Source organism: Shewanella sp. FJAT-51649, from assembly GCF_019457435.1.
Lineage (GTDB): Bacteria > Pseudomonadota > Gammaproteobacteria > Enterobacterales > Shewanellaceae > Shewanella > Shewanella mangrovisoli.
The window spans coordinates 1,377,504-1,390,444 of sequence record NZ_CP080411.1 but is presented as its reverse complement, the minus strand read 5'-3'; the positions used below and the strand labels follow the sequence as shown (position 1 = coordinate 1,390,444).

General features: G+C 47.6%; 11 protein-coding genes. 5 read left to right on the top strand and 6 right to left on the bottom strand.

Annotated features, from left to right (window positions below):
• Positions 1-55: 55 nt before the first annotated feature.
• The gene (locus tag K0H59_RS06260; protein WP_220054984.1) at positions 56-2,473 is read left to right on the top strand and encodes a Lon protease family protein; all 2,418 of its coding nucleotides are present in this window, start codon (positions 56-58) and stop codon (positions 2,471-2,473) included.
• Between the two features lie 67 nt (positions 2,474-2,540).
• On the opposite strand, the gene K0H59_RS06255 is transcribed toward K0H59_RS06260, so the two are convergent.
• Positions 2,541-3,608: an alkene reductase gene (locus K0H59_RS06255; protein WP_220054983.1), complete on the bottom strand. Its 1,068-nt coding sequence runs from the start codon at positions 3,606-3,608 to the stop codon at positions 2,541-2,543.
• A gap of 129 nt (positions 3,609-3,737) precedes the next feature.
• On the opposite strand from K0H59_RS06255, the gene K0H59_RS06250 reads away from it, so the two are divergent.
• The gene (locus tag K0H59_RS06250) at positions 3,738-4,319 is read left to right on the top strand and encodes a TetR/AcrR family transcriptional regulator (RefSeq protein WP_220054982.1); all 582 of its coding nucleotides are present in this window, start codon (positions 3,738-3,740) and stop codon (positions 4,317-4,319) included.
• Between the two features lie 126 nt (positions 4,320-4,445).
• On the opposite strand, the gene K0H59_RS06245 is transcribed toward K0H59_RS06250, so the two are convergent.
• Entirely contained in the window at positions 4,446-4,670 is a 225-nt protein-coding gene (locus K0H59_RS06245; RefSeq protein ID WP_011621944.1) for a TIGR02922 family protein, read from the bottom strand.
• Positions 4,671-4,984: 314 nt separating this feature from the next.
• Entirely contained in the window at positions 4,985-6,556 is a 1,572-nt protein-coding gene (locus K0H59_RS06240; RefSeq protein ID WP_220054981.1) for a methyl-accepting chemotaxis protein, read from the bottom strand.
• A 391-nt stretch (positions 6,557-6,947) separates the two neighbouring features.
• Here K0H59_RS06240 and K0H59_RS06235 point away from each other — a divergent pair, with 391 nt between their 5' ends.
• Entirely contained in the window at positions 6,948-7,670 is a 723-nt protein-coding gene (locus K0H59_RS06235) for a YebC/PmpR family DNA-binding transcriptional regulator (protein ID WP_220054980.1), read from the top strand.
• A 70-nt stretch (positions 7,671-7,740) separates the two neighbouring features.
• Here the strand turns inward: K0H59_RS06235 and K0H59_RS06230 are convergent, their stop codons facing one another.
• Positions 7,741-8,286, bottom strand: coding sequence for a cysteine hydrolase family protein (locus tag K0H59_RS06230; protein ID WP_220054979.1), 546 nt, complete (start codon positions 8,284-8,286; stop codon positions 7,741-7,743).
• 390 nt (positions 8,287-8,676) lie between these two features.
• On the opposite strand from K0H59_RS06230, the gene K0H59_RS06225 reads away from it, so the two are divergent.
• Complete coding sequence (locus K0H59_RS06225; RefSeq protein WP_408733570.1) at positions 8,677-9,804, top strand: sensor histidine kinase; 1,128 nt, start codon at positions 8,677-8,679, stop codon at positions 9,802-9,804.
• Between the two features lie 46 nt (positions 9,805-9,850).
• Positions 9,851-10,528 carry a response regulator transcription factor gene (locus tag K0H59_RS06220; protein ID WP_258405897.1) on the top strand — a complete coding sequence of 226 codons (678 nt, stop codon included), beginning with the start codon at positions 9,851-9,853 and terminating at the stop codon, positions 10,526-10,528.
• Positions 10,529-10,669: 141 nt separating this feature from the next.
• Here K0H59_RS06220 and hpf read toward each other — a convergent pair whose 3' ends face one another.
• Both hpf and K0H59_RS06210 read right to left on the bottom strand, forming a co-directional pair.
• Positions 10,670-11,026, bottom strand: coding sequence for a ribosome hibernation-promoting factor, HPF/YfiA family (hpf, locus tag K0H59_RS06215; RefSeq protein WP_023266557.1), 357 nt, complete (start codon positions 11,024-11,026; stop codon positions 10,670-10,672).
• 229 nt (positions 11,027-11,255) lie between these two features.
• Complete coding sequence (locus K0H59_RS06210; protein ID WP_220054977.1) at positions 11,256-12,824, bottom strand: PAS domain-containing methyl-accepting chemotaxis protein; 1,569 nt, start codon at positions 12,822-12,824, stop codon at positions 11,256-11,258.
• Between the last annotated feature and the right edge of the window lie 117 nt (positions 12,825-12,941).

Here is a 12,941-nt window from a genome sequence, read left to right as displayed (position 1 = left end):
AACCTTATCTTATTGTCTACAATGGAAATAATCAGGATGAAAAACAAGGATCTCTATGCCTACCGTGCCCACTGCCACACCCGCCATCCCGTTAACGAGTCAACAGCTTTATCGGAAATCCGACCTTAAACAGCTTAACCCTGAGTGCCAGTCTACCGCTCAGCTCACGCCACTCGATGATATTGTCGGTCAAGAACGTGCCCAACAGGCGGTGGAATTCGCCATGGGGATTAAGGAAAAGGGCTATAACATTTATGCCATTGGCCAAAACGGCTTAGGCAAACGCACTATGATGCTGCGTTACCTGAATCGCCATGAGCCTATCGAGCCATCACTGTTTGACTGGTGCTATGTGGTCAACTTTGACGATACCCGCAGTCCCAAAGTGCTTAAACTCACCGCAGGAACGGGGCAAGAGTTTAAAAAGTCCATCGAAAAACTCATGCTAAAACTCGTCAAAGCGCTGCCCTTAGCCTTTGATAACGAAATGTATTATGCCCGTGCCGAAAAACTCAAAAGCCAGCTAGCACAAAAACAAGAAGCCGCGCTGACTGAGCTAAGTGAAGAAGCCAAACAGAAAAATATTAGTCTCAGTTTAACCTTGCAGGGTGACTATCAAATGGTTGCCCTCAATGGCGAAGAGCCCCATGACGAAGTCTCCTTTGGCGCCTTGACCGAAGCCGAACGCACTCAGTTTGAAAGCAATATTAATGGACTCGAAGTTAAACTTCGCGGCATCATTCGCCAAAATACCGAATGGGAAGAAGAATTTAGCGATACCCAGCAGGAACACGACGAACAAGTCGCTAAAGATGTATTAGTGCACTTTTTTAAGCCCTTGAAGGACAAGTACAAACATCAGCCCGAGGTCAGAGCCTTTTTGACGGGCATGCAGGCGGATATCTTAAGTAATTTAGATATTTTCCTTGAGGAGAGTGAGGAACAACTCGCCCTCGCTTACGCCTCCCTTGAGAAGAAGATGCCGCGCCGCTATCAAGTCAACGTCATCGTATGCCAAGGGGAGCAAACATTCCCCATTGTGGTGGAAGAAAGCCCAAGCTATCACAGCCTGTTTGGCTATGTCGAAAATGCCACCTTTAGGGGCACAGTGTTTACCGACTTTTCACTGATCCGTGCAGGCAGCTTACACAAGGCCAACGGTGGCGTGCTGTTGATGGATGCCATTAAAGTATTGGAGCGCCCCTATGTGTGGGACGGTTTGAAACGCGCGCTGCGTTCGCGCAAGTTAGATTTAAGCTCCTTAGAGCGGGAGGTATCGCTCTCTGGCACTATCTCATTGGCACCGGAACCTATTCCCTTAGATGTGAAGATCATTCTGTTTGGGGATCACGAAACCTATCAACTTTTACAGCATTATGATCCTGATTTCAGTGAGTTATTTAGAGTCACCGCCGACTTTGAAGATGTGATGGACAGAACCGATGTATCGGAGGCGCAATATGCACGATTTATTTCCAGCATAGTCCACGATAACAACATGTTGCACTGTGATCGCAGCGCCATCGCACGGATCATCGAATACAGTTCCCGTGAGGCGCAGGACCAACAAAAGCTCTCACTCCATTCGGCAAACATCGCCAATCTGCTGCGGGAGTCCAACTTCTGCGCCAAGGCGGCCGCAAGTCAATGCATTGAAAAGCAACATGTTGAGCAAGCACTGAAAAACCAAGAACAACGGGTCTCACGCCTGCACGACAATATTATGGAGAGCTTTATCAATGGCACCACATTAATTAATACCCACGATAAAGTTGTCGGCCAAATCAATGCGTTATCAGTTATATCCACCTCAGACCATCAATTTGGTCTCCCGAATCGCATTACCGCCACCACCGCCTTTGGTAAGGGTGAAGTGCTGGATATTGAGCATAGGGTCAAACTGGGTGGTCGCATCCACTCCAAAGGGGTGTTAATCCTGACGGCTTATTTAGCTTCGGTATTAGGTAAAACCGCGCAAATCCCTCTCACCACTTATCTTACCTTCGAGCAATCCTACAGCGGCGTCGATGGTGATAGCGCCTCGATGGCCGAATGCTGCGCCATTATCTCCGCCATCAGTGAGTTGCCCTTAAGGCAGGATATTGCCATTACCGGGTCAATGAATCAGTTTGGCGAGGCGCAGCCCATCGGCGGCGTAAATGAAAAAATCGAAGGCTTTTTCGATGTATGTAAGATTAAGGGTCGCTCATCGAGCCAAGGGGTAATTATTCCCGAGTCGAATATCGCGAACCTCATGTTACGCCAAGACATTGTGGAAGCCGTTGAGCGTGGAGAGTTCCATATTTGGGCGATTAGTCATGTCACTCAAGCGATGGCACTACTCTTAGGTAAAACGGCGGTGACCTTAGGAGGCGATGATGCGAAACACTCAGATCATTATACCCCCGAGTGCGTATTCGGGATTGCCCAGCAAAAGCTCAATGCCCTGAGGGCGCTCTCTAAAGCCAATTGATAGTAGGACCAAGAGCAAAAAGGGTTAGCTAAGCTAACCCTTTTTTATCGGTAATGACTGCGCTTAGTTACACTAGGCTTGCTAGCATCTCATCACTATAAGTCACCAATTCATGACCTTGGCGCACTCTTGCCACATAATCTGGGTTGGCAATAAAGGGGCGACCAATCGCAATTAAATCAAACTTATCGGTAGCAATCGCTTCACTGGCCGATTGCGCGCTGTAGCCACCGACACCTACTAAGGTTTTGCCATAGTTAGCTCGAACATAGCTAGAAACACGGCCATCTAAGTAATCGAACTCCATACTGTCGTCAAAGATACCGATATGCACAAAGGCCAGTTCACGTTTTTCGAGCTCAGGTAACAGATAATCAAACACGGCGCGGTCACGGTTATCGACGGTCATATTGAAATAGGCGCCGGGAGAAATACGCAGACCGGTTCTATCTTGACCAATACGTGCCGCAATCGCATCCACCACTTCTAAGGCAAAGCGTGACATATTAGCAGGTGTGCCGCCGTATTCATCAGTACGACGGTTGCTGTCATGGTGTAAGAAGGCATCGATTAAATAGCCATTTGCACCGTGGATCTCAACCCCGTCGAATCCAGCTTCAATCGCGTTTTCGGCCGCTTTCGCATAATCGCGGACTAAGCCCTGAATATCTTCAAGAGTTGCCGCTTTTGGAGTAACGTAGGTCAGCTCACGCATTCTGGGCACACTGCCCTCTACTTTTTCGGCCGAAGGCGCCAGTACATCACCGCCACCGAAGAAATGTGGGTGCGCAACACGGCCGGTATGCCATAGCTGTACAAAAATTTTACCGCCATTAGCATGCACAGCATCAGTAACTTTACGCCAGCCAGCGATCTGCGCTTGATTAAAAATGCCAGGGGTATTTGGGTAACCTTGACCATCTGGGCGGATGATCGTCGCTTCGGAGATAATCAATCCCGCTTCGGCGCGGCGAGCATAGTAAGCCACCATGTCATCGGTCGGCACTAAATCCGCATCGGCCATACAGCGCGTTAATGGCGCCATTAAAATACGGTTTTTTAAGGTAATAGTGTCATTAAGTTTGTAGGTATCGAATAAATTACCCACGGAATTCACTGCATGTTCAATCGTCATTGGTGTCGCCCCATTCTTGAATGTGCATTCAAGATATTCTTATTTGAACGATCATTCAAGAACATTTTTGAATGTTTGTTCAAAATTAGGTAGAATCTGCCGCAAGTATCGGTGAGAGGTGAGATTGCAATGCGAAACGCAGAGTTTGATAGGGCGCAGGTGCTCAGGGGGGCAATGGCCGCCTTTATGCACAAGGGATACACCAAAACCAGTATGCTGGATCTGACCCAAGCAACGGGGTTACATCCCGGCTCCATTTATTGCGCCTTTAGCAATAAGCGTGGATTGCTTATCGCTGCCATAGAGCAATATCAGCAGGATAGAAACGAGCAGTTCAAGCTTATCTTCTCCGATAGCCGCCCGGTGCTGGGTAATCTGAAGACCTACTTAGACAATATCGTGGTCGAATGTTTAAGCTGCGATAGCCAGCAAGCCTGTTTGCTCACCAAGGCATTAAACGAGATTGCAGAGCAAGATGATGAAATTCAAGATATTATCAGCCAGAATCTAAAACTTTGGCAGAATGCGCTGACGGCACAATTTGAATTAGCGACCTCCCAAGGATTATTGCAAGGCGAGCTCAATAGTGAGCAGCGGGCACAATACTTGATGATGGGCATTTATGGCTTAAGGACCTTTGCCCATACCCATCCCCAGGCGGAAATACTGCAACAATTGGCCGATAAATTGTTTGCCGATGTTTGCAGATAATGTTTGCAGATAACAGCCGAGCGTGACCACGGCTTATGCCGCTTTAGCCCCAAAAGCAAAAGGACGATAAATCAACTTTATCGTCCTTTTCGTTTTATGTTTTGCCAGTGCTATTTTTCGTTTTTGTTAACCTATATTAGCCTGTGCAAACACCCGCTCACCGAGTGAGTTCAATATCTTACACTCACCTTCTAGCACGGCGATAATCGATTTTCCCTTGCGAAAACTCGCAGGGATCATCACACGACCAGAGTCGCTAACAGGTAAACCTTCTAACACCGCATTATGCATAATTAACCCGACAGGGGCGTCATAATATAAAACGGTAACAGTCGCTTGTGTTGCTTGCATAACTTTTAACTCACATTAAGCAGAATCTACTGCTATCGATCAAAGTGGCAAGAGTCTCCCTTCATCTCTTATAACAACAAAACTCCAAGATGCTTTTTACCTTTAAAAATCAACAAACTAAAAAATACCAAGCGACAAGCCTAATTACAACAGATAGGAACATCTTAGCGCCATGAATATCCAGTTATTTAAGCACTTCAGCAAATGGATGCCAATCTATTTCTAGTTTGTTAATCAAATACGCGTGAAAGATCACATCTGCCCAACATTTTATACTGGGTCGTTATGCAATAAATTTAGAATAAATACACTAGTTAGGACTTCGCTTTAAAGCCAACCCTAAAGCCGCCCCAGTGTTTACCATTAACGTAGATAGGGACGGATAAATCGTGCATCACTTCTCCGGTATCTCGCTTATAGGTTTGCAGTAAAACTGGCTCAGTATGGGCGCCGCAGCGTATCCCGGTAGGGTCGTTAAACAAACGCTTAGTGCGGTTATGCACCATATCGATTTCCACCTTACCGGTTAAGGCTTGGCTAAAGCGTTTATTGTGGGTTGGGAAATAGCCTTTTCTATCCACGGCGCCGGCATAAATAATCTCAGCGTGCTTGGCGAGAATCGGCTCTTGTATGGCAGGAAAATGTTGGTCGGTATAGCGGTCAAACGCCGTGCTGTACTTTTGCGGCTGAGTATTAGCAATGGGCTGATATTGCGGGTTAAACAACTCTGCTTCAGTAAAACTACGATTAGCTAATCCCTGTGAGAGTTTTTCGCCACAAGCTTTAGCCGCTTCATTGGCAAGTAATAACACTTGTTGGTCAAAGGTATGAGTATCCCAATTTGCCAGCGCTTTAAAGATTCCTTCGGTAGTCAAAGACAGGGTAAACGCTTGCTCCGACACGCTGTGGCTTTGTTTGCCTGTGACGGTAAGGGAGTCGCGAATTTGGCTCACCGAGCTGCTGATTTCATTGGTGGTGTGGTTATATTGTTTGAGTGAATCTTCCATATCACCCAGAGCCTGCGCCGAATGAGTAACGGATGTCGAAATGTCGGTAAAATGGCCATCGAGCGTTCCCATCGCCATCACCACATCGGCGGTTTGCGAGACGACCCGCTCCATCAACCCCGAGGTTTTATCGGTTTCGGCGCGGATCTCGAGCAGCATATTGCCAATATCTTTAGTTGCGCCCGCCGTTTTACCCGCAAGGCTGCGGACCTCATCGGCGACTACGGCAAAGCCACGGCCTTGTTCGCCCGCCCGCGCAGCTTCAATCGCAGCATTGAGGGCCAGTAAGTTTGTTTGCTCGGCAACCGAGTTAATCACTTCGGTAATCTTTTGAATTTGTTCGGCTTTAGATTTTAGCGCTTGCACTTGCTGCGCGGCGGTATTGATGTCACCACTTAATGATTCAATCGCCGATACGCCCTTTTGCGCTTGGTCTCGTCCCTGCACACTTAACCGCTCCGCCTCTTGGGTTTGCCCTAAAATATGCGTGGCATTGTCGCCTAACAGCGCCGTGGTATGGCTTAATTGTGACGCCGCCACCGCAATAACGCTGGCATGTTCACCATTGGACTCGATGGATTTATTCAATAGATCAATAAAATGCGATACCTCAGCCGAGCCAATCGCAATCTTACTGGTTTGCACGCTTATCTCATGCTCCGGCGAGTTAACAGAGTTGAATGCCTTCGTTACTTGCTCAGGCTTTGGCGTGTAATGGCTCACCAAGCGCTGCACTATCCACAGCACCCAAGCACAGACAATTGCCCCTAAGATCAGCGCCTGCATGAAACCGGACAATGCTATCGCGTTAAGAAGAAGGCTACTGAGTACGACCAAAACAAAGCTGAGCGCAATGGCGACTTTATGTTGTAATTCCATAATGTTTCTCACTGAATACACGCACCAGGGGAGTGAGAGAAGCGGACATTCACATGCTATCCTTTGCTATTCGCTTCGCCGCAGCCAAGTTAAATAGGCAAGATTAAGATCGGTATAGTGAGTCTATCCCTCTGACTAAATTGAACTATTCACCCTTAGGAAATATAAGCTATATCGCTATCATCAGCACTCTATCGTGCTTATGGCATTAGACCTTAGTATAGATATTGCAGAATTGCCCAATCCTTCAAGTCAAAACTGCCAACAATTAATGCCACCATAAAATGTGGTATCCATCGCTTTATCCGCAATAATTCCAGTTCGAGTGACTGCACAACAGGACTGAAAACTGCTAATATCGGCGCAATTTTTTTGAGCTAACGAGATCAAGATGGGCAGAGCATATCAAAACCGTAAAGAATCCATGGCGAAAACAGCTGGCCAGAAAACCCGCCTTTACTCGCGCTACGGTAAAGAAATTTACGTAGTCGCAAAACAAGGTGGCGTTGAGCCAGACGGTAACTTATCACTTCGCCGTTTAATCGAACGCGCTAAGAAAGACCAAGTGCCGGCACACGTTATCGAACGTGCTATCGATAAAGCCAAAGGTGGCGGCGGTGAAGATTATGATACTGCGCGTTACGAAGGTTTCGGCCCAGGCAACTGTATGGTTATCGTGGACTGCTTAACCGACAACGTAAAACGTACCTTCACCGAAGTGCGTCAAGCCTTCGTGAAGAACGATGCCAAACTAGGTACGCCAGGCACGGTTGGCCATATGTTTGATCAATCTGCGGTATTCGTATTCCCAGGTGAAGACGAAGACGCCATCCTCGAAATTCTGATGATGGCCGATGTCGATGTAAATGAAGTGGAAGTCGAAGACGGCATGATCAGTGTTATCGCGCCGCATACTGAATTCTTCAAAGTCAAAACCGCACTGACCGATGCGATGCCAGACATCAACTTCGAAGTGGAAAACATCACCTTCGTACCACAGAACATGACGCCAGTGTTAGGTGAAGATGTGGCCACATTCGATAAGTTTATTGCTGCATTAGAAGATTGTGACGACGTACAAAACGTGTATCACAACGCAGATATTCAAGAATAAGTTGATTACGATATCAGAATCTTTGATATCAAAAAACGCAGCCTAAGGGCTGCGTTTTTGTTTGCGAGTATTAATGAAATTCAATATCCGCGCTCTTGGCTAAACGCACAAAGGCGCCCTGGAGCGTGGCATTATGGTGAGCAATAATTGCCTCTGCCGAGAGCTGCGCCGTATCCATACAAGTGTGCGCATCGGCGGCTAACACCACCTGCCAGCCAAGCTCTGCCGCAATCCGGCAAGTGGTATCGATACAATACTGGGTTTTCATCCCCACTATCACCAGCTCACTTATCCCCTCATGGGTTAACGCCTCTGCCAATCCAGTTTGATAAAAACAACTTGGCTTGGTTTTATCAAAGATATTATCCAGCTGCGGATTAATCGCTAAGGATTCAATCAATTGCCAATTTGCCGTTCCGGCAGCAATCGGGGAACCTTCAGGCCCCGTATGGCGAACCGCCCAAATGGGGGCCCCGACCTCACGGGCGTTGGCAATTAAGAGATTGATATTATTAAGCACCAGTTCCCGATTAAAGGGCGGCGCATCGGCGTAAAATAGTCCCTGCTGCATATCAATAATTAACAGCGCAGTTTTAGGCAAGCTCATATTATCCATCACATTCTCCAGCGTTATTGCCCAAAAGACGGAAAAAACAACCCCGCCACTTTGGGCGGGGTTGAGTAATCGATTTTTAGGCACAAATCGCTACGCACGCACCGCCGAAGCAGTTGTGGTCGTAGTGTGGGTGAAGTAAACGGCAAATTTGTGCATAAGGCCAAACTATGTCAGCCGCTTAAGAAGATCAAGCCAAGATTGATGACATTTTAATGAAATAAATCAAATTACTGATAAACCAACTGACACAGAAACTCTGTCACATTTGCCATAGTGACTTAGTGGCTTAGTGATTTAGTGACTTATTGCATTCTTGCCTTAGAATGGATGGCAGCATGAATAACAGGAAACCAATCAGTGCAGGGAAATCGATTCATCAGAGCAGAAACAATGCTGATTGGCGCAGGCAGCCTCACCTGGGCGCTTATCGCTTGGCTAGGGCTCAATCAGGATATGCAAGCAAATCTCCCCACACTCACGACCTTTAGCCATATCGCCCTGTATACCTTATTTATCTTGCTCTTCTTGTTATTAACGACACTGGAGTTTCCCCGAAAAAACCTCAATCTAAGCAGGCTGTTAAGCACTGCGCTCGTCGGCAGCGTCTTCGGATTGATGCTGTTGAGCAAACATCCATTGCTGCCCATTCTACTGGTGATCTGGGCTTCGCTCTTACCAGAGTTTTTTAGCCGCCGCATCGCGATAGCACAGATCCTGCTCGCCAATCTTGGTTATTACCTGCTCCTCCACGCCCAAACCTCAAACAGTGTGATGATTAATGTGCTTATTTACATGGGGTTTCAACTGTTTGCCTACAGCAGTAGCCAAGCGAGATTGTCGGAGCGAGAGTCTCGCCGAATACAGGAACAGCTTAATCAACAACTTATCGCCACCAGAGCCTTGCTGAGCCAAACGAGCGAGCAGCAAGAAAGGTTAAGGATCTCACGGGATTTGCACGATATTCTCGGCCACCAGCTCACGGCATTATCACTGCAACTTGAGCTCTTAAGTCATCAGGCACCTGCGGAGCTCAAACCCACAGTCAATCAGAGTAAATCGCTGGCCAAGGAATTATTAGAGAGTATTCGCGCCGTGGTTCGCGCGCAGCGGGTGAATATTGGCCTCGATTTAACGCCGCCGCTCGATGCCATTGCAAGTCGTTTGCCCAATGTTAGCCTGCGGTATGAATCATTAATGCCGCTCCAATCGACTGAACTGGCCCAAGCCTTATTGCTGGTGTTGCAGGAAGGGATCAGTAATGCCGTGCGCCATGGCAAGGCCAATCAGCTCACGCTGTCGATGCAAGAGGAGCAAGCTGAGCTTATCATTTGCCTTAAAGATAATGGCCAAGGGATAAGCCAAAGCGCCTCTCAGGGCGTTGGCCTAAACAGTATGCAAGAAAGATTGTCACCCTTTCACGGCAGCGCGCGTTTGCAACCCAATGACACAGGCGAAGATGGTTCGCACGCCCAAGGCTGCTCACTAATGATTCGTCTGCCGCGCGGCAACACAGCGTAAAACGGCATTCATAACGAAACAGTTAACCAAGGAATAAGTCACATTCATGGAAAGTCATCAAATAATGACCGAAGATAATCCGCCTGCGTCTCGCCCGATTAGAGTGGGATTAGTGGAAGACCAACAATTGGTGCGTCAGGGCATCGCCAGCCTAATTGCCATCTCACAACATATCAAAGTGATTTGGCAGGCCGAGAATGGTCAAGAGGCGCTGAAACTGCTGCAAACTGAAGCGGTAGATGTGTTGCTAAGCGATATACGCATGCCAGTGCTCGATGGTATCAGTCTATTAAAACAGCTTCGCGCCGCACAAAATCCCCTACCTGTGATTATGTTAACCACCTTTGATGACAGCGAATTGTTTTTAAATAGCCTGCAAGCAGGTGCAAATGGTTTCTTATTGAAGGATGTGTCACTGGATAAGTTACTGCATGCTATTGAAACCGTCGCTCAGGGCGGACACTTGATAGAGCCTTCAGTACTTGAACAGATGCAGCAATCCTCTGTAACGGCACAAAGAGGGCCGACTCACGGCTTATTATCCGATCGCGAGCGGGAGATCTTAGGCTTTATGGCGGGGGGATTTTCCAATAAAGAAATCGCCAATGCGGTATTCTTGGCCGAAGGCACGGTCAAAAACCATGTCTCCACCATACTGGCTAAACTCGATTGCCGTGACCGCACCCAAGCCGTGCTGAAGGGATTGCAGCTTTCTTTGATTTAATTGGTATGGCGAGTTTAAGGCAACGGGCTTTAAATGCCTTGGTTCTAAATTTTTTGACTTTAATGACTTGGCTTAAGCCAAATCGCAGCCAATAAAAAAGGGCCAACAGGCCCTTTTTTATTGCATCGTAAAGGTTAATCCCTAACGCAAATCCATCTCTTGGATAATTTCATGGGCGATTGGCGGCGTAGTGCAGGTTGGCTTTTCATGTAAGTCCGCCTTTAACTGGCCTTTACGGTGTTTAAGGGCAGCATCGAGTTTTTTCGCTGCGGCGGCAATCGCGGGATACATGATTTCATCCGTACCCGAGGCTGAGATGCGACTGCCTTCATAATTCGTTCTAATTTCAACCTGAAACTCGCCATGCTCCTTAGCAATAATGATATCGAGGCCGATCAATGTGGGGAAATGAGTGGCGATTTTAGAAAACTTTTCGTTAACGTGTTCTTTTACAGAATCAGTAACATCGACATGGTGACCAGAAAGATTAATTTTCATAGGTTGTCCCTTTTAGTGTCTTTACTTTTTTTCGCTTCACTATTAGAGCTTGGGGCATGGCAAATAAAACACAAGCCCCCTAGACAAATATTTCGACTTAAACGGGTATTAGCCGTCGCTAAATGTGAGACCAATCAAAGAAATAGCAATTGAAGGGAACTTTCAAAATGAGTAACTGGTTGATTTATAATCGACTATAAATATAAACCAACCAGCAACGTGACTAGATTTAATACTTACGCTGTACGCTCTGCTGCCAAAATTGTTGCGACAGGTGGTGGGTTTTAGTCGATAAGCGCGATACCTGATCGCCCCTCGCCGCCGCATCCTGTGTCTGTTGTAAGCTCTGCTGGGCCAAATCGCTGATCACATGGATAGCACGGCTAATTTCCGCCGCCACCGACGTCTGTTGCGTCATTGCCGCCGCATTGTCATCGCTTAAAGAATTGATCCTCGCAATAGAAGATAACAGCTCGCCAAAGGCAACACTGGCATCCTGCGCTAAGGAGACTGAGCGCTTAACCTGCTCCTGTCCGGCCGTCATAGTCGATGTGGCCCTTTGGGTGCTGTCTTTAAAGCGACTGACAATCTGCTCAATTTGCGAGGTAGACTGGCTGGTTCGGCTAGATAACTGCCGCACCTCGTCGGCAACAACGGCAAAGCCGCGGCCACTTTCCCCCGCACGCGCCGCTTCAATCGCCGCATTGAGTGCTAACAGATTGGTTTGATCGGCAATGGAGCGGATCACTTCTAACACTTGATGTATCGCTTGGCTATCCTGCTCAATCGTTTGCACCACATCGGAAAAATGGCTCACCTGCACGCTCAGTTGATGTATCGCCTCGATAACGGTTTCAAGCCGTGAGTGACCGCGCTGCGCCGCTTGATGACTAGAAACCATCTCGGATGCGGTGCGGTGGATATTGTCCGTCACTTCCGCAAAGCTGGCGCTCATTTGCTCCATCGCGGTTGCCGCCTGCGTGGTCTGCGCGCTCTGGCTATCGGCGTGCTCCCAGGTATTGGTGATAGTTTGTTTAAGATTGACACTCTGCTCTTGGATCTCACTGGCAGAATCCGCCATTCGGCCGACTACGCCGCCGATTTCGGTAATTAAAAATCGCAGGGCAAGATCAATTTTACCGATTTCATCCTGTCTGCCGGTGTAGACGCCCATAGCAACAGGGTCATCGATAATATTACTGGCCACCCGCACTAATTCCTGAAAAGGCCGCATAAGCATGTACCACAGTCCCCAAGCAATCAGCCCACCCGCTAGCACAGCCAAGATGGGCGAATAAGTCGCTAAGGATGCGGTTAACGCGATAGTAAACAACATCGCCGTGAGGACTTTCCCGCCAAATCCTAACCGGTCTTTTTTTAATGCTTTAGGCTGTTTACCTTGATTGATCCCTTGATAGATCTCTTCGGCCGCCTTGATTTGCTCAGGGGTCGCTTGGCGACGAACCGATTGATACTCATGGATTTTGCCGTTCTCATATACTGGTGCGACATAGGCATTGACCCAATAATAGCCCCCTGTTTTGGTTCTATTTTTAACAATGCCCATCCAAGGTTTACCGCTTCTTATCCTCTCCCAAAGCATTTTAAAAGCGGCGGCAGGCATATCACCATGGCGAACTATGTTATGTGGGCTTCCCTGCAACTCGGCAACGCTATATTCACTGATCTGCGAAAAGGTCTGGTTAACATACTTAATGTTGCCCTTCAGATCGGTCGTCGAGAGGAGAATAGCGTTTTCGGAGAGGTGTTTTTCACCATTTTTTGAATGTGTTTGCATAGGGCGCACTAACGGATTCCATGTGAAAGTTGCGCCGCATTTTGCCAAAATGACAGAATGCCTGCTTTGATTAAGCTCACAATGGCAGCATAAAAATTAACCAAATCCTAAACAAGT

Excerpts from the sequence above, each read along its gene's own strand:
- K0H59_RS06240 (WP_220054981.1), bottom strand. The coding sequence starts at position 6,556 with ATGGAATTACAACATAAAGTCGCCATTGCGCTCAGCTTTGTTTTGGTC.
- K0H59_RS06250 (WP_220054982.1), top strand. The coding sequence starts at position 3,738 with ATGCGAAACGCAGAGTTTGATAGGGCGCAGGTGCTCAGGGGGGCAATG.
- K0H59_RS06235 (WP_220054980.1), top strand. The coding sequence starts at position 6,948 with ATGGGCAGAGCATATCAAAACCGTAAAGAATCCATGGCGAAAACAGCT.
- K0H59_RS06210 (WP_220054977.1), bottom strand. The coding sequence starts at position 12,824 with ATGCAAACACATTCAAAAAATGGTGAAAAACACCTCTCCGAAAACGCT.
- K0H59_RS06255 (WP_220054983.1), bottom strand. The coding sequence starts at position 3,608 with ATGACGATTGAACATGCAGTGAATTCCGTGGGTAATTTATTCGATACC.
- K0H59_RS06230 (WP_220054979.1), bottom strand. The coding sequence starts at position 8,286 with ATGGATAATATGAGCTTGCCTAAAACTGCGCTGTTAATTATTGATATG.
- K0H59_RS06260 (WP_220054984.1), top strand. The coding sequence starts at position 56 with ATGCCTACCGTGCCCACTGCCACACCCGCCATCCCGTTAACGAGTCAA.
- hpf (WP_023266557.1), bottom strand. The coding sequence starts at position 11,026 with ATGAAAATTAATCTTTCTGGTCACCATGTCGATGTTACTGATTCTGTA.
- K0H59_RS06245 (WP_011621944.1), bottom strand. The coding sequence starts at position 4,670 with ATGCAAGCAACACAAGCGACTGTTACCGTTTTATATTATGACGCCCCT.
- K0H59_RS06225 (WP_408733570.1), top strand. The coding sequence starts at position 8,677 with ATGCTGATTGGCGCAGGCAGCCTCACCTGGGCGCTTATCGCTTGGCTA.
- K0H59_RS06220 (WP_258405897.1), top strand. The coding sequence starts at position 9,851 with ATGGAAAGTCATCAAATAATGACCGAAGATAATCCGCCTGCGTCTCGC.